Below are 18,039 nucleotides of genomic sequence, written 5' to 3' on the forward strand. Positions count from 1 at the left end.
GCGGCCGGGGCACAGAACGAGCGAATGAAGGGGCTACGCGCGGCTACGCGGACTACTCCTCGGAACTGCCGGAATCCTCGGAATCCTCCGCACCGTCAGCACTCTCGGCCTCCGTGGCCGCACCCTCGGCCTCCAGCAACCGGGCAAGCTGACGGCCGACGATGCGCTTGAACTTGCGCGACTGCGGACGCGTACGGTCCAGCACCGCCACCTCCAGCCGCTCGGCCGGAATCTCCCGCTGCGTGCCGTTCGACTCCCGGGACAGCGCCTGCACCGCCAGCTTGAGAGCCTCCGCCAGGCTCATACCGTCCTGATGGCGCTGATCCAGATAATTACTGATCAGCTCGGCATTACCACCGACAGCGACCGAACCGTGCTCGTCCACGATCGACCCGTCGTGCGGCAACCGATAGATCTGGTCACCCTCCGGCGTCACACCCACCTCGGCAACGACCAACTCCACCTCATACGGCTTCTCAGCCGCGGAGGAGAAGATCGTGCCCAGCGTCTGGGCATAGACGTTCGCCAGACCACGAGCGGTCACGTCATCACGGTCATAGGTGTAACCACGAAGATCGGCATACCGCACACCACCGATCCGCAAATTCTCGTACTCGTTGTACTTTCCGGCCGCCGCGAAGCCGATCCGGTCATAGATCTCGCTGAACTTGTGCAGCGCGCGGGACGGGTTCTCGCCGACGAACACGATGCCGTCGGCATACTGCAGCACGACCAGGCTGCGACCACGAGCGATGCCCTTGCGGGCGTACTCCGCCCGGTCGGCCATGGCCTGCTGAGGTGAGACATAGAACGGCGTCGACACCGGTTATCCGTCCCTTTCTGTCGAAGTCACAGGATCACCTTGATAAGACCGAGCCGCCGCCTACAGCAGCGCGGCCCGCGGGCCGTCGGGCAGCTCCAGACGCCGCTCCAGAATGGAACGGGCGATCTCGGAGGACTCGTCATCGCTGAGCCGGCGGAAGCCGTCCTCGGTGATCACGGTGACGATCGGGTAGATCCGGCGGGCGACATCGGGACCACCGGTCGCCGAGTCGTCGTCAGCCGCGTCGTACAGAGCCTGCACCACAAGCGTCGTGGCCTCGGACTCGCTCAGGTCGGCACGGAAGAGCTTCTTCATGGCGCCACGCGCGAAGATCGAACCCGAGCCGGTGGCGGCGTACCCCTGCTCCTCGGAACGACCACCCGTCACGTCGTACGAGAAGATCCGCCCCTTCCCCCGATCGACGTCGTACCCCGCGAAGAGCGGCACCACAGCCAGCCCCTGCATCGCCATGCCCAGGTTCGACCGGATCATCGTCGACAGCCGGTTCGCCTTGCCCTCCAACGAAAGCTGAGCACCCTCGACCTTCTCGAAGTGCTCCAGTTCCAACTGGAAGAGCTTGACCATCTCGACGGCCAGACCGGCCGTACCGGCGATACCGACGGCCGAGTACTCGTCGGCGGGGAACACCTTCTCGATGTCGCGCTGCGCGATGACATTGCCCATGGTCGCCCGCCGGTCACCGGCGAGCACCACACCCCCGGGGAACGACGCGGCCACGATCGTGGTGCCGTGCGGCGCCTCGATCACGCCCTGCGTGGGCGGGAGTTGACGTTTACCGGGCAGCATCTCCGGCTGGTGCTCGGAGAGGAAGTCCATGAACGAGGACGACCCAGGCGTCAGGAAGGCAGCTGGTAGACGCCCGGTGCTACGAGTGTTGGCTTCCACGCGATTCCTTCCACGTAAGCAGCAGCCCGCCTTATGACGTCGGGCCGATCCTTGAACTGCCCCAGTGCAGCGTTGCAGCTGAAGCACAGTACGCCACGGACCCTACCCGTCTCGTGGCAGTGATCCACATGCTCGGGCACAGCCGCCAAACATATGCAGCAGACGCCCCCTTGAGAGATGACCAACTCGTCGCGCTCGGCTTCGGTGATGCCGTACTGCCGCTTCAGATGGCCCTGCCGCCCCTGGATCGCCCGGCACGCCTTGCACCGTGTCGACAAGCCGTCGGACGCAGTGGCGTTGCGATGCCACTCGCCGTGCGGCTTCACCTCTCCACATGTCCGGCAAAGCTTGTGCCCGGCCGGAACGTCTACCTTCTCCCGCACAGGCTTCCCCATCGCCTCCCGGCGACGCCGGTAGTGCGCGGCGCTGTACTTCGCCACGCACTCCCGGCGTCGCACCTGGAGGCCATCACGCCGATTGCTGTCCCGTGCGAAGGCGGCGGGAGGCAGGTCCCGATTGCAGCCCGTGCACTCTTTGGCGTTCGGCTCGTCAGCCACTCGAATCCCTCGCGACCTTCACTTCGAAGGAAAAGCGACCAACCGACCTTTACTCGCCACCCTTTTGCACGAAGCTTCGAACGAAATCCTCTGCATTCTCCTCGAGTACATCATCGATTTCGTCGAGAACGGAGTCCACGTCATCGCTCAGCTTCTCTTGCCGCTCCTTGAGGTCCTCAGAAGCCTGCGTCTCTGCCGCCTGCTCCTCGACCTCCTCAGTAGAGCGCGTGGCCTTCTGCTGTCCGCCGCCGGTGTCCTTGGTTGCCATATCCCTCACCCCGCTCAGTTCGCCCGACATGGTCGACAGGTCGGCTTTCCTGCCGATCGGTGATGATCAGACCCTACAAGCCGGGTCCGACATCGGCCCCGCAGTTTCTCCAACGTACGGGGGCCACCTCGATGATTCCCGGCGGCCGGGTTTTCCACCCTGTCCCGCCGAGATCGCCCGAGTCCCCCTCAGCTGCCCGACAGGACCCTGACCAGGTCTTCTGCGGTACGGCAGCGGTCCAGGAGTTCCTTGACGTGATTTCGCGTTCCGCGAAGCGGTTCGAGGGTTGGAACGCGCTGGAGAGAGTCCCGACCGGGCAGGTCGAAGATCACAGAGTCCCAGGAGGCCGCGGCGACGTCGTCGGCGTACTGCTCCAGGCAGCGTCCGCGGAAGTACGCGCGTGTGTCCTCCGGTGGCTTCGCCTTGGCCCGTTCGACGGTTTCCTCGCCCATGAGGCGCTTGATGCGGCCGCGGGCCACGAGACGGTTGTAGAGGCCCTTCTCGGGGCGTACGTCGGCGTACTGGAGGTCGAGGAGGTGGAGCTTCGCTGCGTCCCAGTCGAGGTCGTCGCGGCGGCGGTAGCCCTCCATGAGCTCCCGCTTGGCGACCCAGTCCAGTTCGCCGGACAGGCTCATCGGGTCCCGCTCCAGGCGGTTCAGGGTGTCCTCCCAGCGGGTCAGGACGTCCTTGGTCTGTTCGTCGGCGTCCGCGCCGAAGCGCTCCTCGACGTACTTGCGCGACAGCTCGTAGTACTCCATCTGGAGCTGCACGGCAGTCAGTGTGCGGCCACTACGCAGCGTGACCAGGCGCTGCAGTGACGGGTCGTGGGAGACCTGGTGGAGGGTGCGTACGGGCTGGTCGACGGCGAGGTCGACCGCGATGAACCCGTCCTCGATCATCGACAGGACCAGGGCCGTGGTGCCCAGCTTGAGGTAGGTCGAGATCTCGGAGAGGTTCGCGTCGCCGATGATCACGTGCAGGCGGCGGTATTTCTCCGCGTCCGCGTGCGGCTCGTCGCGGGTGTTGATGATCGGGCGCTTGAGCGTCGTCTCCAGGCCGACCTCGACCTCGAAGTAGTCGGCGCGCTGGCTGAGCTGGAAGCCGTGTTCGTGGCCGTCCTGGCCGATGCCGACGCGGCCTGCTCCGGCGAAGACCTGGCGGGAGACGAAGAAGGGCGTGAGGTGGCGCACGATGTCCGAGAAGGGGGTTTCCCGCTTCATCAGGTAGTTCTCGTGCGTGCCGTAGGAGGCGCCCTTGTTGTCGGTGTTGTTCTTGTAGAGGTGGATGGGCTGGGCGCCGGGGAGCTGGGCGGCTCGTTCGGCGGCTTCGGCCATGATTCGCTCGCCGGCCTTGTCCCAGAGGACGGCGTCGCGGGGGTTGGTGACTTCGGGGGCGCTGTATTCGGGGTGCGCGTGGTCGACGTAGAGCCGTGCTCCGTTGGTGAGGATGACGTTGGCCAGGCCGATGTCCTCGTCGGTGAGCTGGCTGGCGTCGGCGGCCTCGCGGGCGAGGTCGAAGCCTCGCGCGTCCCGCAGCGGGTTCTCCTCCTCGAAGTCCCAGCGGGCCCGGCGGGCCCGGTGCATCGCCGCCGCGTAGGCGTTGACGATCTGGGATGAGGTGAGCATGGCATTGGCGTTGGGGTGGCCGGGGACGGAGATCCCGTACTCCGTCTCGATGCCCATTACTCGCCGTACGGTCATGCGGCCCTCCTTGCCCGGCGGCACCCTCGGTCGTGGGCGCCGCACAGATACCGCTGGCGCTCGGTTGCGTGTGCGGTGCCCGTCCCCGCACTGCGCGACTCGGCGGTATGGAAGAGCCTAGAACGCCTCTGCGCTGGTGGGGAGATCATTTGCGTCATTGCCTTGCACGCCTTGTGTTCCGGTGGTGGCCGGAAAAACAGTGGGCTGCGGGTACCCGGTGAGGGCACCCGCAGCCGCCCTGTCTTTTACAGGTACTGACCGGTGTTGGCCACCGTGTCGATGGAGCGTCCGGTGTCGGCGCCCTGCTTTCCGGTGATGAGGGTGCGGATGTAGACGATCCGTTCGCCCTTCTTTCCGGAGATGCGGGCCCAGTCGTCGGGGTTGGTGGTGTTGGGCAGGTCCTCGTTCTCCTTGAACTCGTCCACGCAGGCCTGGAGGAGGTGGGAGACGCGGAGGCCCTTGGAGTTGTGGTCGAGGAAGTCCTTGATCGCCATCTTTTTGGCGCGGCCGACGATGTTCTCGATCATGGCGCCGGAGTTGAAGTCCTTGAAGTAGAGGACTTCCTTGTCACCGTTGGCGTAGGTGACTTCCAGGAAGCGGTTCTCCTCGGATTCGGCGTACATGTGTTCGACGGCCGTCTGGATCATGCTCTCGACGGTGGTGGTCTTGCTGCCGCCGTGCTCGCCGAGGTCGTCGGCGTGCAGGGGGAGGCGCTCTGTGAGGTACTTGCCGAAGATGTCCTTCGCGGCCTCGGCGTCGGGACGCTCGATCTTGATCTTCACGTCCAGGCGGCCGGGGCGCAGGATGGCCGGGTCGATCATGTCCTCACGGTTGGAGGCGCCGATCACGACCACGTTCTGCAGGCCTTCGACTCCGTCGATCTCGGCGAGCAGCTGGGGGACGATGGTGTTCTCCACGTCCGAGCTGACGCCGGAGCCACGGGTGCGGAACAGGGACTCCATCTCGTCGAAGAAGACGATGACGGGCGTGCCCTCGCTCGCCTTCTCACGCGCACGCTGGAAGACGAGGCGGATCTGCCGCTCGGTCTCGCCGACGTACTTGTTCAGGAGCTCGGGGCCCTTGATGTTGAGGAAGAAGCTCTTGCCCTGGGCCTGTCCGGTGACCTCGGCGACCTTTTTGGCCAGCGAGTTGGCGACGGCCTTGGCGATGAGCGTCTTTCCGCATCCGGGGGGTCCGTAGAGCAGGACGCCCTTGGGGGGGCGCAGTTCGTGCTCCTTGAACAGGTCCGGGTAGAGGTAGGGCAGCTCGACCGCGTCGCGGATGGCCTCGATCTGGCCGCCGAGGCCGCCGATCTGCTCGTAGCCGATGTCGGGGACTTCTTCGAGGACGAGTTCTTCGACCTCGCTCTTGGGAACGATCTCGTAGATATAGCCGGAGCGGGGTTCGAGCAGCAGGGCGTCACCCGGGCGGATGTTCACGCCCAGCAGCGGCTCGGCGAGTCGTACGACCCGTTCTTCGTCGGTGTGCCCGAGCACCAGGGCGCGTTCGCCGTCCTCGAGGATCTCCTTGAGGGTGACGATGTCGCCGACGCGCTCGAATTCCATGGCTTCGACCACGTTGAGTGCTTCGTTGAGCATCAGTTCCTGGCCGCGCCTGAGGTCGTCGAGTTCGACGCTCGGGCTGACGTTCACGCGGAGTTTGCGGCCGCCGGTGAAGATGTCGGCGGTGCCGTCCTCGTTCGCCGTGAGGAAGACTCCGAAGCCGGCCGGTGGCTGTGCGAGCCGGTCGACTTCTTCCTTGAGGGCCACGATCTGGTCTCGGGCCTCACGGAGCGTGTTCGCGAGTCGCTCGTTCTGGGCGGACACGCCGGCCAGGTTTGTCTGCAGCTCGACGATCCGCTCTTCGAGAATCCTCGTGTGTCGCGGAGAGTCGGCGAGCTTGCGTCGCAGGACGGCGATCTCCTGCTCAAGGTAGGCGATCTGCCCGGCGGGGTCGTCGGACCCTCGTCCCGGGCGGATGCCGCGGTTCATGTCGTCGTCGTGGGCTGCCACGGTCCTCACCTCCTCCAAGGGGAGCTGGACGCTTCCAGACCCTACCTGGGTGGGTGTCGATTGAAACCCCTAGATCACAAAGACGGTCGGGGTGTGTCCGATCTTCACCCTTGCGCTCTCCCTCACGCCAGGGGAATACCCACCGGACATGATTGGAACCCAGGCAGAGGTAGGGTCAAAGCGTTCAACACCCGTCAGAGCTGGCCGGATTCCCGTACGGCTCGGGGCCAGGAAGACGGCAGGAGAGATGAGCGTGGAGCAGGCGGCCGGGGTCGAGAGTGAGGCGCTGGAGGTCTGGATCGACCAGGATCTCTGTACCGGTGATGGCATCTGCGCCCAGTACGCGCCTGAGGTGTTCGAGCTGGACATCGACGGTCTGGCCTATGTGAAGAGCTCCGAGGACGAGCTTTTGCAGGCCAAGGGGGCCACAACGCCCGTACCGTTGCCGCTTCTCACGGATGTGGTGGACTCGGCGAGGGAGTGCCCGGGCGAGTGCATCCATGTGCGTCGCGTTTCGGACAAGGTCGAGGTACACGGGCCCGACGCGGAGTGACCTTGTATATACGGGCTGTTACGACTGTCTGATTTCTCACACGTCTTGATGGCGTGGTTCAGACGCTGTGGGCACCGGCGGGTGTCGAGCGGACGAACGCGCCGTTCTTCCACTGCCACTTCGCGCTGTTCTTCACGTCGGGGCAGCAGCGCGGTACGTCGTCGGTCGAGTAGCCGAGCAGGTCTCCGAGGATGGCTCCGTCACGGACGGCGATGTCACTGACGGTGATGCCGTCCTTGGGGTTGACGAGGGTCGCAACGATGCGCGGTGTGGCCTTTTCGGCGGACGCGGTGAGGACGTAGACGCCGTCGGGCGGGGTTCCCATGGGTGAGTCGCAGTGCACGACGGCCACGGTCTCGGGACTGCCGTCGCCGTCCAGGTCCCCGGTGGCCTTCTTCGCCACGACCGCCTTCACGGGCCCGCATTGGAGCGGGAAGTCGACTCCCGCGGGGTTGGGGGGCACGGTGGCGGCGGGGGCTTTCCTCGCTTCGGGGCCGGCTGTCTGAGCCGCTGTCGCCGAGTTGGGCTGCAGGACCGAGGAGAAGGCCACGACTCCGGCGACCGCTGTGGCGGTGGCGAGCCAGTGGATCGGGCGAGTGTGGGTGTGTGCCAGTTCCGGGACGGCGGATTGCTGCACTAGGAGCGTCTCCTGTGAGGGCTGTGCCGGTGGGGTGCCCAGCATCGTGCCACACGTCACAGTGCTGTGGAACGGTGGGGGTGTGGAGTTCCGGTGCCGGATGTCGGGCGCATGGGAGTGCGGCGGGATGTCGTATGACTGTCGGAGTTGTCGTTCGGTGGACTGGCGTCAACGGAAAGGCGCTGTGGTCGAGTTCCCGGAACGACTCCGGGAACTCGACCACAGCGCTTGTACGTTGAATGCGGCACGGGGCCGCCTCAGCGGCCGGAGCCGCCGTCGGCGTTCGGGCCTTCGTAGTCCTCGCCGTAGGCGCCCTTGGCGGGGCGGCGGCGGCGCATGGGCGGCTCGACTCCGTCGGCGAGGCGGCGGGCGGTGAGGAGGAAGCCGGTGTGGCCGATCATCCGGTGGTCCGGGCGGACGGCCAGGCCCTCGATGTGCCAGTTGCGGATCATCGTCTCCCAGGCGGTCGGCTCGTTGAAGCAGCCGATCTCGCGGATGGACTCGACGGTCCGGGCGAGCTGGGTGGTGGTCGCGACATAGCAGCACACGATGCCGCCGGGGACGAGCGCCTTGGAGACGGCCTCCAGGCACTCCCAGGGGGCGAGCATGTCGAGGATGACGCGGTCGACGTCGGTGTCGCTCAGGTTGTCCTGGAGGTCGCCGACGGTGAGCTGCCAGGCGGGGTGGGGGCCGCCGAAGTAGCGCTCGACGTTCTGCCGGGCGATGTCGGCGAAGTCCTCGCGGCGCTCGTAGGAGTGCAGCATGCCCTGGTCGCCGATGGCGCGCAGCAGGAAGCTGCTGAGCGAGCCGGAGCCGACGCCGGCCTCGACGACGCGTGCGCCGGGGAAGATGTCGGCGAAGGCGAGGATCTGCCCCGCGTCCTTGGGGTAGACGACGGCTGCCCCACGGGGCATGGACAGGACGTAGTCGGGGAGCAGGGGGCGCAGCGCGAGGTAGGCGACGTTCCCGGTGGTGCGGACAACGCTGCCCTCGGGAGCACCGATCAGTTCGTCGTGCGGGAAGGAACCCTTGTGGGTGTGAAAGTTCTTCCCGGCCTCGAGCGTGAACGTGTAGTGGCGGCCCTTGGGGTCGGTCAGCTGTACCTGGTCCCCGACCTTGAAGGGCCCGCGCCTGCGGGCGGCACCGGTCGGTTCGGACATGTGAACAGCCTACCGGCGTTTCGGGGGGTCGCCGACCACGCGTGCGTGCCGGGGGTTGTTCAGTTGGGGCGGGCCATGGCCTTGACGAAGGCGCGCTCCACGTCGGCCGCGGACAGGACGCCGTAGATCTCGCCGGTCTCCTCAACGACCAGGTATTCGGTCGCCGGGGTCGCGCGGAGGGTGTCGAGGAGTTCCTCGCCCGCGAGCTCGGCCGAGACGCGCATGCCGTCCGTCAGGTCCTGGGCGAGGCCGCTGACGGCGACCCAGGGGCGGCGGTGTTCCGGTACGCCGACGATGGCGGCCTCGCGGACGAGGGAGAGGGGGTTGCCGTCGGCGTCGACGACGACGAGGGCGCGGGCGCCTGCGGCGTTGGCTCGGCGCAGGGCCTCGGAGAGGGGGGTGTCGGTCTCGACCGGGACGGCGCGGCGGGTGAGGGCGCGGGCGCGCAGTTCGGGGAGGTGTTCGCGCAGGCGGGCCATGCGCAGGCTGTTGCCGGCGCCGGTCCAGATGATCGCGGCGAGGATGGCGGCGAGCAGGGCGTCCATGACGGTGTCCATGCCGACGTTGTCGACGGCGTCGGAGCCGAGGGCGCCGGACTGGGTGAGCAGCGGGAGTCCGATGAGGACGGAGACGGCGAGGGCGCGGCCGACCCAGGCGGCGGCGATGGTGCCGTGCATCGGCTTGCCGGTGATCTTCCAGACGACCGCGCGGAGCATGCGGCCGCCGTCGAGGGGCAGGCCGGGGAGCAGGTTGAAGGCGGCCACGATGAGGTTGGAGATCATCAGGCCGGCGAGGAGGACGCCGGGTACGGTGCCGGGTTCGACGATCTGCAGGGCGGCGTAGAAGACGCCGGCGAGGACGAGGGAGAGCAGCGGGCCGACGAAGGCGAGGACGAATTCGCGTCCGGGTGTCTCGGCTTCTTTCTCGATCTCGGAGACGCCGCCGAAGAACTGCAGCTGGATGCGGCGGACGGGCAGCTTGAAGCGGAGGGCCGCGACGGTGTGCGCCAGTTCGTGGACGAGGACGGAGGCGTAGAAGGCGACCGCGAAGAAGAGGGAGACCAGATAGCGGGCGGCTCCGAGCTCGGGCAGCACGCGGTCGAGCTGTCCGCCGAACACCCAGGTGATGAGGGCGGCGACGAGGAACCAGCTGGGGGCGACGTAGACGGGGACCCCGAAGGGGCGCCCCATGAGCAGCCCGCCCCGCGGTTCCGGTGTCCGGGGCGGCTGTCCCTTGAGGCCGGTGCGGGCGAGGGGGCGGTGGGCGTCCGGCGATGCGCTCTTCGTCCACGGTGAGGTGTGGTCGGTGTCGTGCTGGACGGTGTTGTCCTGGCCGGTCTCGTCGCGGTCGGCGGCACGGTCGCGCAGGTCAGCCGGGTCGGCCTCCTGGCCGTCGGCGTCGGGCCCCTGTGTCTGCTCCCCCTGTGCTTCCTCCCCCTGTGCTTCGTCGCCGCTCGCTGACTCCGACTCCACCTTCGCGGTGGGCTCCTCTCCCGTGTGCTTCTCCGGCGCGGTTTCGGCGCTGTCGTCGTGGGAGAGGTCCAACCGTCGTACCACCATGGTCGGTTCGTCGGCGGGCGGTGTCGGGGGCTTGTCGGTGCCCGTGGCGGGTCGGGGGGTGCCGGGGCGTGTGGGGCCCGTGGCCGGGGTCGCAGGTGGTGCGTGGCGCTCGGTCGACTCCTCGTCGCCGGACCGCGGCTGCCCGCTGCCGCTCTCGTCCACGGTGTCCCCTCGTTCGAAGCGTCTTCCGCGCCTGGCGGCGGAAGGGTCTCGGGTCGATGGTATGCGTCCGTGGTGGCGCGTTTCTCCCCGGCACCCCCTCTGTTTTCCCGGCTGTCGCAGCCGTGACGGGCGCGGCTGGGTCACTGTCAGTGGTGGGCCGTAAGGTCTGTGGGCATGGAGACGAGCACGGAGGGTGCCGCCGCGGACTGCGGCGGTGACGTCGCGCCGGTGACGGGTCCGGTGACGGACGGGAACCCGGCGGGGGCGGACAGTACGGTGGCGACGGTCGAGGCGGGTGCGAGTGCGGTCACGGCCGTGGACGGCGCCGGCCGCGCGGCCATACGGCCGGCCTCGTTGTCGCCCTCGCGTGCCAGTGACTTCATGCAGTGCCCGCTGCTCTACCGGTTCCGGGTGATCGACCGGCTGCCCGAGAAGCCGAGCGCGGCGGCGACCAAGGGCACGCTGGTGCACGCGGTGCTGGAGCGGCTCTTCGACGCCCCGGCCGCCGAGCGGACGGCTCCGCGTGCCAAGTCCCTCGTTCCCGGTCAGTGGGAGCGGCTGCGGGAGAGCAGGCCGGAGGTCGTGGAGCTGTTCGCGGACGATCCCGAGGGGGAGCGGCTGGCTTCGTGGCTCGGGGAGGCGGAGCAGCTGGTCGAGCGGTGGTTCGGTCTCGAGGATCCGACGCGGCTGGAGCCCGCCGAGCGTGAGCTGTTCGTCGAGGCCGAGCTGGATTCGGGGCTGCGGCTGCGCGGCATCATCGACCGCGTCGACGTGGCGCCCACGGGCGAGGTGCGGATCGTCGACTACAAGACGGGCAAGGCACCACGGCCCGAGTATGCCGAGGGCGCGCTGTTCCAGATGAAGTTCTACGCCCTGGTGGTCTGGCGGCTGAAGAGGGTCGTCCCTCGGCGGCTTCAGCTCGTCTATCTCGGCAGCGGTGACGTGCTGACGTACGACCCCGTCCTGGCGGACCTGGAGCGGGTCGAGCGCAAGCTGCTGGCGCTGTGGGAGGCGATCCGGCTGGCGACGGAGACGGGCGAGTGGCGTCCTCGGCCGACCAAGCTGTGCGGCTGGTGCGACCACCAGGCGCATTGCCCGGAATTCGGCGGCACTCCCCCGCCCTATCCGCTGCCGGTGAGGGCGGCCGAGTCCGGTGGGCTCCCGCAGGGCAGAATGGGGCCGGACTAGCGAAGGAGACTTACGTGGCCATCCGCGTCCTACTGGTCGACGACCAGCCGTTGCTGCGCACCGGCTTCCGGATGATCCTGGAAGCCGAGCAGGACCTCGCGGTCGTCGGCGAGGCCGGTGACGGTCTTCAGGCTCTCGACCAGGTGCGGGCCCTGCAGCCCGATGTGGTCCTGATGGACATCCGCATGCCCCGGATGGACGGGGTGGAGGCGACGCGGCAGATCACCGGGCCTGGGCGGGACGGCCCGGCGAAGGTGCTGGTGCTGACGACTTTCGATCTCGACGAGTATGTGGTGGAGGCACTGAAGGCGGGGGCCAGTGGCTTCCTGCTGAAGGATGCCCCGGCCAATGAGCTGGTGCAGGCGATCCGTGTGGTGGCCGCCGGTGAGGCGATGCTCGCGCCGAGTATCACGCGTCGGCTGCTCGACAAGTACGCCACGCATCTGCCCTCGGGCGACGAGCCGGTTCCGGACACCCTGCACACGCTCACCGAGCGCGAGGTGGAGGTGCTGAAGCTGGTGGCGCGTGGCCTGTCGAACGCGGAGATCGCCGCCGATCTGTTCGTCAGCGAGACCACCGTGAAGACGCATGTGGGCCATGTGCTCACCAAGCTGGGCCTGCGTGACCGGGTGCAGGCCGCGGTGTACGCGTACGAGAGCGGGCTGGTGCGGCCCGGCGCGCAGTAGAAGCCTGCGTTACGACGGACAGGGCGCCCCTTCCGAGAAGGGGCGCCCTGCGTGCGTGTGGGGTGTGTACGACCGTCCGTCAGCCCTTGCTGAGTTCCCAGAAGCGGAACACGGTGGAGGCGTCGAGGCAGTACTCCAGGCCGTAGACGTTCTCGTGGGTGACGGCGTACTGCTTGGCCTGCCAGACCGGGAGGACGGGGAGGTCCTTGGCCACGATGTCCTGGAGCTGGCCGAACTCGTCGTCCGTCGCGGAGCGGTCGCTCTCGGCGGCCGTGCGCGGGATGAGCTTGCCGGTGATCGAGCTGTTGTCGTAGTTGTTGCTCAGCACGTTGCCTTTGCCGAAGAAGGGGGCCGTGAAGTTGTCGGCGTCCGGGTAGTCCGGGATCCAGCCCTTCACGTACACGCCGTACTTGCCGTCGGCGATGTCCTTCTCGTACTGGTCGAACGCGACGGACTGCACGTCGGCGTCGAACAGGCCGCTGTCGTTGAGCTGCTGGGCGATCGCCTTCAACTCGTCGTCGGTGGCGGGGCCGTAGCGCGACGGGGTGGACCACAGGGTCAGCTTGACCTTGCCGGTGACGCCCTCGTCCTGCAGCGCTGCGGCGGCCCTGGCCTTGGAGGGGCGGGCGCCGTAGGTGTCGAAGTAGGCCGTGTTGTGGCCGCCGATACCGGCCGGGATGATCGAGTACAGCGGGGTCGCCGTGCCCTGGTAGACGTCCTTGATGAGGGCGTCGCGGTCGATGAGGTAGGCGATGGCCTTGCGGACGCCGAGCTGTCCGGCGACCGGGTCGTCCATGTTGAAGACCAGGTGCTGGACCTCAGCGCTGCTGCCCTCGACGACCTCGACACCGGATTTGTCGCCCGACTTCTCGATGTCGGCGATGTCGCCCGCGGTGAGACCGCGGTAGGCGATGTCGACCTGGTTGTCGAGCAGAGCCTTCTTCAGGCCGTCCTGGTCGCCGTGGAAGAACCTCAGCGTCACGCCGTCGTTCTGGACCTCTGCGGTGCCCTTGTAGTTCTCGTTGACGGAGAAGACGGCTTCGTCGTCGTCGAACTTGTCCAGCTTGTAGGGGCCGGAGCCGACGGCCTCGCCGTCCTTGCGCAGGCCCTTGGCGTCGTACTGGTCCTCGTCGACGATGGAGCCGGCGCCGGAGGCTACCTTGCTGGGGAAGGTGGCGTCGGGGGTGTTGAGCCGGAAGACGACCGTCTTGTCGTCCGGCGTCTGAACCTTCTCGAGCGTCGGGAACATGACCGCGGGGCCGTCGGGATCGTTGATCTTCAGCATGCGGTCGAAGGAGAACTTGACGTCCGCCGAGGTGAGTTCGTCACCGTTGCTGAACTTCAGGCCGTCCTTGAGGGTGCACTTGTAGACCGTGGCCCTGGGGTCGGAGAAGGCGCACTGCTCGGCGGCCTCGGGCTGCGGCTCGGTGGCGCCCTTGGGGAAGCTGAGCAGCGACTGGAAGACGTTGTTGAACAACAGCCAGGAGCCGGGGTCGTAGCCGGAGGCCGGGTCGGTGGCCAGGACGTCGTCCGACATCCCCATGACCACCGAGGTGCCGGTCGCACCGGTGTCCCCCGTCTCCGTTCCGCAGCCGGTCAGCAGGCCGGAGGCCAGCCCTGCCACGACGGGCAGGACCGGCCACTGGTTGCGCATGTTCACGTACGAGTGCCTTGTCGTCGGTTGTGAGAAGCCCGGACCGCATCCTGGTTCCCGGGCCGACCCGGCGTCCTGGACCAGGCGCCGGGCACGGAGAGACGTCAGCCGCTCACGCCACGGCCGAGCTCCCACAGCTGAAGGGTGGAGGAGGAGTTGAGCGCATACGCCGTACCCGTGACGTCGTCGCCCGCGGCGACGTACTGCTTGCCCTGCCACAGCGGGATCACGGGCACGTCGCCCGCGACGATGTCCTGGATCTCCGTCAGGCTGCCGACCGCGGACAGCCGGTCGGCGGCGCGGCGGGACTCCGGGATGAGGGCGCCCCGGATGGTGCTGTTGGCGTACGGCGAGCCGAGGAAGTTGTCCTTGTCGAGGAACGGCGCGAGGTAGTTGTCGGCGTCCGGGAAGTCCGGGAACCAGCCCATGCCGTAGACCTCGTACTCGCCCTTCTGCTCGGCGGGGCGGAACGTCGCCCAGGGGGTGCCCTCGATCCTGACGTCGAACAGGCCGCTGTCGTTCAGCTGCTTCTGCAGCAGCTCGAACTCCTTCTTGGTGGCCGAGCCGTAGTGGTCGGTGGTGTAGTGCAGCGTCAGCTTCACCGGAGTGGTGATGCCGGCCTTCTCCAGCAGGGACTTGGCCTTGCCGACGCTCGGCTCGCCGTACTTGTTGAAGAACGAGTTGGAGTGGCCCGTGATGCTGGCCGGGACCAGCGAGTACAGCGGTTCGGCCTGGGAGCCGTAGACCTTGGAGATGAGCTCACCGCGGTTGATGACCTGCGCCATCGCCTGGCGGACGGCCTTGCTGCGGACGGACGGGTCGTCGGTGTTGAAGGCCAGGTAGCGGATCTCCAGGCCGGCCATGTCGACGAGGTCGACGGTGTCGTCGGAGTCGGCCGACAGCTTCTGGATCTGCTCGGGCGACATGGTGCGGGTCATCAGGTCGATGTCGCCCTTGCTGAGGGCGGTGCCCATCTCGTCGGCGTCCGCGAAGTTACGCAGTTCGACCTTGTCGTTGTTCACCGTCAGACTCCCCTTGTATTCGGGGTTCTTGGTGAACACAGCGGAGACCAGCTCGTCGTTCTTGACCTCGGCCTGGAGGGTGTACGGGCCGGAGCCTTCGACCTCGAAGCCGTCGCGCAGCTTGTTCTTGGCGTAGATGTCCGGGTCGACGATGCCGGCGACCGGGGTGGACAGCTTGAACGGGAAGGTGGCGTCGGCGGTCTTGAGGTGGAAGATGACCTCGCGGTCGCCTTGCGTCTCGACGGTGTCGATGGTGGACAGCAGCGCGAAGACACCGCTGTCGGCCTTGAGGGCGCGGGCGCGGTCGATGGAGTACTTCACGTCCTCGGCGGTGACGGCGTCGCCGTTCGCGAACTTCAGGCCCTCGCGCAGGGTGCAGGCGTAGCGTTCGTTGCCGCTGTCGGTGAAGCCGCAGCTCTCGGCGGCCTCGGGGACCGGGTCGCCCTCGCCGCGCGGCTGGATCATCAGGGTCTGCACGGTCTGGCGCAGGATGTTCCAGGTGCCGACGTCGTAGGCGTAGGCCGGGTCGAGCGGTGCGGGAGCGTCCTTCGAGGCAGTGAACGCGTCCGTGGTGCCGACGACGATCGCGTCGCCGCTGTCGCCGCTGTCGGTTCCGCCACAGGCGGCGAGAACCGGCGCGAGCAGGCCGATGACGGCCGGCAGCACCAAAGTCTTGCGGTTCATGCTCGGGTTTCTCCAGCTGTCGACTCCGTGTACCCGGCATGCAGGGGTGTCGCGGCGGATCACGGAGTAAGTGCGATGTTCTCGCGACGAGATTAGTCCGCGCCCGCAGGACGCTTCACCGCCACCGGAGTTCGGGATCCGTCACGGAGCGGAACGGGGTGCGAACACAACGGAGAACTGGCAGTGGAAGGATTCGTGCACCGTCCCACCAATCGGGACACAAGGGAGCGTTCAAAGCCCTTCATTGAGGACGAGCGGCGCGACACGGAACACCCGTCACCCCTCGATGAAGTGGCGAACGTCACAAACTGAACGGTCTTGGCGTGCACCGGAATTCAGCCATCCGGCGCATTCGAATTTCCTTGCGGAATTTCCCCGCTATCGATGCTGCACGCTGCGTGAACGGCGTACGCATTTTCGTTGTCACGCCACCATCAGACCGCGCAGAAATGCCAGATCGACCTCTTCCAGCGACGTCACCACGGTACGCCGGGCGGCCGGGGTGATCGGCGCCACCGAGGGCACGGCCACCACATGGCAGCCCGCGGCCTCGGCCGCGGCGACGCCGGTCGCCGTGTCCTCGACGACCGCGCAGCGGGCCGGGTCGGCGCCGAGTCCGGCCGCGGCGAACAGGTACGGGTCCGGGTGCGGCTTGGTGCGCGCCACCTCGTCACCGGCGACGGTCAACGCGAAGTGCTGGGGGCCGAGCGAGGTGAGCACGCGGTCGATGATGCGCCGGTGCGAGGCGGAGACCAGGGCCGTGGGGATCTCGTACTCGGCCAGCTCGGCCAGCAGCCGGGCGGCTCCCGGCATCAGCGGCAGGGCGCGGTCGATGCGGTCCTCGAAGCCCTGGTTCAACAGCAGCGTGAGCTCGGCGAGGGTGATGTCGGCGCCGGTGGCCTCGATCAGGAACCCCGCGCTGCGGGTCATGGGGCCGCCAACCACGACATGGCGCCAGGTGTCGTCGAGGGTGTGACCGAGGCCGGCGAAGATCTCGACCTCGACGTCCCACCAGAAGCCCTCGGTGTCCACGAGGGTTCCGTCCATGTCGAGGAGGACGGCTTGCAGGGCCGAGCCCTCGGCCGTACGGGTTACTGGCGCGGGGACCGTGCTGGTCATCCACGTACCTCCTTGAAGGGGCGATCAGGCCGGTTCCCAGCAAGGGAACCGGCCTGCGGTGGACCGACCAGTGTACGTCTGTACCGGCCGAAGTGCCTCGTTTATTCGGCGTGGCCCGGGGCACACCCTGTATACCGTCGGGGGCCGCTCTGACGTGCGCCGATGTACCTGCGCCGATACGGCCCCGGGCGGATTCGTCAGCGGGCGTTGAAGTACTTCGCTTCGGGGTGGTGGATCACGATCGCGTCGGTGGACTGCTCGGGGTGCAGCTGGAACTCCTCGGACAGGTGGACGCCGATGCGCTCCGGCTGGAGCAGGTCGGCGATCTTGGCGCGGTCCTCCAGGTTCGGGCAGGCGCCGTAGCCGAGGGAGAAGCGGGCGCCCCGGTACTTCAGCGAGAACATGTCCTCGATGTCGGCCGGGTCCTCACCCGCGAAGCCCAGCTCACTGCGCACGCGTGCGTGCCAGTACTCGGCGAGGGCTTCGGCCAGCTGGACGGACAGGCCGTGCAGTTCGAGGTAGTCGCGGTAGGCGTTGGCCTCGAACATGCGGGCCGTCTCCTCACCGATCCGCGAGCCCACGGTGACGACCTGGAGGCCGACGACGTCGATCTCGCCCGACTCCTGCGGGCGGAAGAAGTCCGCGAGGCACAGGCGGCGGCCACGGCGCTGGCGCGGGAAGGTGAAGCGGGTGCGTTCGTTGCCGTGCTCGTCCAGCAGGATCAGGTCGTCGTCCTTGGAGACGCACGGGAAGTAGCCGTAGACCACGGCCGCCTCCAGGAGGTTCTCCGTCTGGAGCTTGTCGAGCAGACCGCGCAGCCGCGGGCGGCCCTCGGTCTCGACGAGTTCCTGGTACGACGGACCGTCTCCGGCGCGGGCCTCCTTCAGGCCCCACTGGCCCTTGAAGAGGGCACCCTCGTCGAGCCAGGAGGCGTACTCCTTGAGCTGGATGCCCTTGATGACGCGGGTGCCGCGGAACGGCGGTTCGGGGACCGGGTTGTCGATGGCGACGTCGGAGCGGACGTGGCCTTCCTGGGGGCGTTCCTCCACCGCGACCGGGGTGGAAGCCGCGCGGACCCGGCGCTGTTTGAGGTCGGGCAGCTTCACCCCGGGCACCCCGCGCTTGACGCCGATCAGGGCGTCCATCAGCCGCAGGCCCTCGAACGCGTCGCGGGCGTAGCGGACTTCGCCCTCATACAGTTCGTGCAGGTCCTGCTCGACATAGGCGCGGGTGAGGGCCGCACCGCCCAGGATGACCGGGTAGCTCGCGGCCAGGCCGCGCTGGTTGAGCTCCTCCAGGTTCTCCTTCATGATCACCGTGGATTTCACCAGCAGCCCCGACATGCCGAT

16 protein-coding genes are annotated in these 18,039 nt (G+C 67.7%); 3 read left to right on the forward strand and 13 right to left on the reverse strand.

The features are described from left to right. Positions 1–52: 52 nt before the first annotated feature. The 6 genes from prcA to arc form a co-directional block, all read right to left on the reverse strand. Entirely contained in the window at positions 53–823 is a 771-nt protein-coding gene (prcA, locus tag BLU79_RS30005; RefSeq protein WP_093909064.1) for a proteasome subunit alpha, read from the reverse strand. 60 nt (positions 824–883) lie between these two features. Next, positions 884–1,729 (reverse strand): proteasome subunit beta, encoded by an 846-nt coding sequence (gene prcB, locus BLU79_RS30010; protein ID WP_093909065.1) that lies wholly within the window; start codon positions 1,727–1,729, stop codon positions 884–886. After that, positions 1,681–2,286 (reverse strand): endonuclease VII domain-containing protein, encoded by a 606-nt coding sequence (locus tag BLU79_RS30015; RefSeq protein WP_093909066.1) that lies wholly within the window; start codon positions 2,284–2,286, stop codon positions 1,681–1,683. The genes prcB and BLU79_RS30015 overlap by 49 nt, the downstream gene beginning before the upstream one ends. Positions 2,287–2,335: 49 nt before the next feature. Further along, positions 2,336–2,554 carry a ubiquitin-like protein Pup gene (locus BLU79_RS30020; RefSeq protein WP_030955201.1) on the reverse strand — a complete coding sequence of 73 codons (219 nt, stop codon included), beginning with the start codon at positions 2,552–2,554 and terminating at the stop codon, positions 2,336–2,338. A 188-nt stretch (positions 2,555–2,742) separates the two neighbouring features. Beyond that, on the reverse strand, positions 2,743–4,254 hold the full coding sequence (dop, locus tag BLU79_RS30025) for a depupylase/deamidase Dop (RefSeq protein ID WP_371131964.1): 1,512 nt from the start codon (positions 4,252–4,254) through the stop codon (positions 2,743–2,745). A gap of 245 nt (positions 4,255–4,499) precedes the next feature. Further along, a complete protein-coding gene (gene arc, locus BLU79_RS30030; protein WP_093909068.1) occupies positions 4,500–6,266 on the reverse strand; it encodes a proteasome ATPase in 1,767 nt (588 codons plus the stop codon). 247 nt (positions 6,267–6,513) lie between these two features. On the opposite strand from arc, the gene BLU79_RS30040 reads away from it, so the two are divergent. Then, entirely contained in the window at positions 6,514–6,819 is a 306-nt protein-coding gene (locus BLU79_RS30040; RefSeq protein ID WP_093909070.1) for a ferredoxin, read from the forward strand. A 58-nt stretch (positions 6,820–6,877) separates the two neighbouring features. On the opposite strand, the gene BLU79_RS30045 is transcribed toward BLU79_RS30040, so the two are convergent. The 3 genes from BLU79_RS30045 to BLU79_RS30055 form a co-directional block, all read right to left on the reverse strand. Beyond that, positions 6,878–7,456 (reverse strand): hypothetical protein, encoded by a 579-nt coding sequence (locus tag BLU79_RS30045; protein ID WP_093909071.1) that lies wholly within the window; start codon positions 7,454–7,456, stop codon positions 6,878–6,880. A gap of 257 nt (positions 7,457–7,713) precedes the next feature. Next, a complete protein-coding gene (locus tag BLU79_RS30050; RefSeq protein WP_093909072.1) occupies positions 7,714–8,616 on the reverse strand; it encodes a tRNA (adenine-N1)-methyltransferase in 903 nt (300 codons plus the stop codon). 59 nt (positions 8,617–8,675) lie between these two features. After that, complete coding sequence (locus tag BLU79_RS30055; protein WP_093909073.1) at positions 8,676–10,337, reverse strand: site-2 protease family protein; 1,662 nt, start codon at positions 10,335–10,337, stop codon at positions 8,676–8,678. 174 nt (positions 10,338–10,511) lie between these two features. Here BLU79_RS30055 and BLU79_RS30060 point away from each other — a divergent pair, with 174 nt between their 5' ends. Further along, complete coding sequence (locus tag BLU79_RS30060; RefSeq protein WP_093909074.1) at positions 10,512–11,525, forward strand: RecB family exonuclease; 1,014 nt, start codon at positions 10,512–10,514, stop codon at positions 11,523–11,525. 14 nt (positions 11,526–11,539) lie between these two features. Beyond that, positions 11,540–12,211 (forward strand): response regulator, encoded by a 672-nt coding sequence (locus tag BLU79_RS30065; RefSeq protein WP_093909075.1) that lies wholly within the window; start codon positions 11,540–11,542, stop codon positions 12,209–12,211. 79 nt (positions 12,212–12,290) lie between these two features. Here the strand turns inward: BLU79_RS30065 and BLU79_RS30070 are convergent, their stop codons facing one another. The 4 genes from BLU79_RS30070 to BLU79_RS30085 all read right to left on the reverse strand — a co-directional run. Further along, positions 12,291–13,871: an ABC transporter substrate-binding protein gene (locus BLU79_RS30070; RefSeq protein ID WP_093909076.1), complete on the reverse strand. Its 1,581-nt coding sequence runs from the start codon at positions 13,869–13,871 to the stop codon at positions 12,291–12,293. A 98-nt stretch (positions 13,872–13,969) separates the two neighbouring features. Further along, complete coding sequence (locus BLU79_RS30075) at positions 13,970–15,571, reverse strand: ABC transporter substrate-binding protein (protein ID WP_093909077.1); 1,602 nt, start codon at positions 15,569–15,571, stop codon at positions 13,970–13,972. Positions 15,572–15,994: 423 nt separating this feature from the next. Beyond that, positions 15,995–16,690 carry an HAD family hydrolase gene (locus BLU79_RS30080; protein ID WP_093909078.1) on the reverse strand — a complete coding sequence of 232 codons (696 nt, stop codon included), beginning with the start codon at positions 16,688–16,690 and terminating at the stop codon, positions 15,995–15,997. A gap of 197 nt (positions 16,691–16,887) precedes the next feature. Beyond that, on the reverse strand, positions 16,888–18,039 hold a 1,152-nt coding region (locus BLU79_RS30085), incomplete at its 5' end, for a vitamin B12 dependent-methionine synthase activation domain-containing protein (RefSeq protein WP_305657761.1).

The sequence above is a fragment of the Streptomyces sp. cf386 genome, from assembly GCF_900103585.1.
In the GTDB taxonomy this organism is placed as follows: Bacteria; Actinomycetota; Actinomycetes; order Streptomycetales; family Streptomycetaceae; genus Streptomyces.

What these genes read in the sequence shown, in the direction of transcription:
- BLU79_RS30040 (WP_093909070.1), top strand. Translation starts at nt 6,514, where the DNA reads ATGAGCGTGGAGCAGGCGGCCGGGGTCGAGAGTGAGGCGCTGGAGGTC.
- BLU79_RS30050 (WP_093909072.1), bottom strand. Translation starts at nt 8,616, where the DNA reads ATGTCCGAACCGACCGGTGCCGCCCGCAGGCGCGGGCCCTTCAAGGTC.
- BLU79_RS30020 (WP_030955201.1), bottom strand. Translation starts at nt 2,554, where the DNA reads ATGGCAACCAAGGACACCGGCGGCGGACAGCAGAAGGCCACGCGCTCT.
- BLU79_RS30075 (WP_093909077.1), bottom strand. Translation starts at nt 15,571, where the DNA reads ATGAACCGCAAGACTTTGGTGCTGCCGGCCGTCATCGGCCTGCTCGCG.
- BLU79_RS30080 (WP_093909078.1), bottom strand. Translation starts at nt 16,690, where the DNA reads ATGACCAGCACGGTCCCCGCGCCAGTAACCCGTACGGCCGAGGGCTCG.
- dop (WP_371131964.1), bottom strand. Translation starts at nt 4,254, where the DNA reads ATGACCGTACGGCGAGTAATGGGCATCGAGACGGAGTACGGGATCTCC.
- BLU79_RS30060 (WP_093909074.1), top strand. Translation starts at nt 10,512, where the DNA reads ATGGAGACGAGCACGGAGGGTGCCGCCGCGGACTGCGGCGGTGACGTC.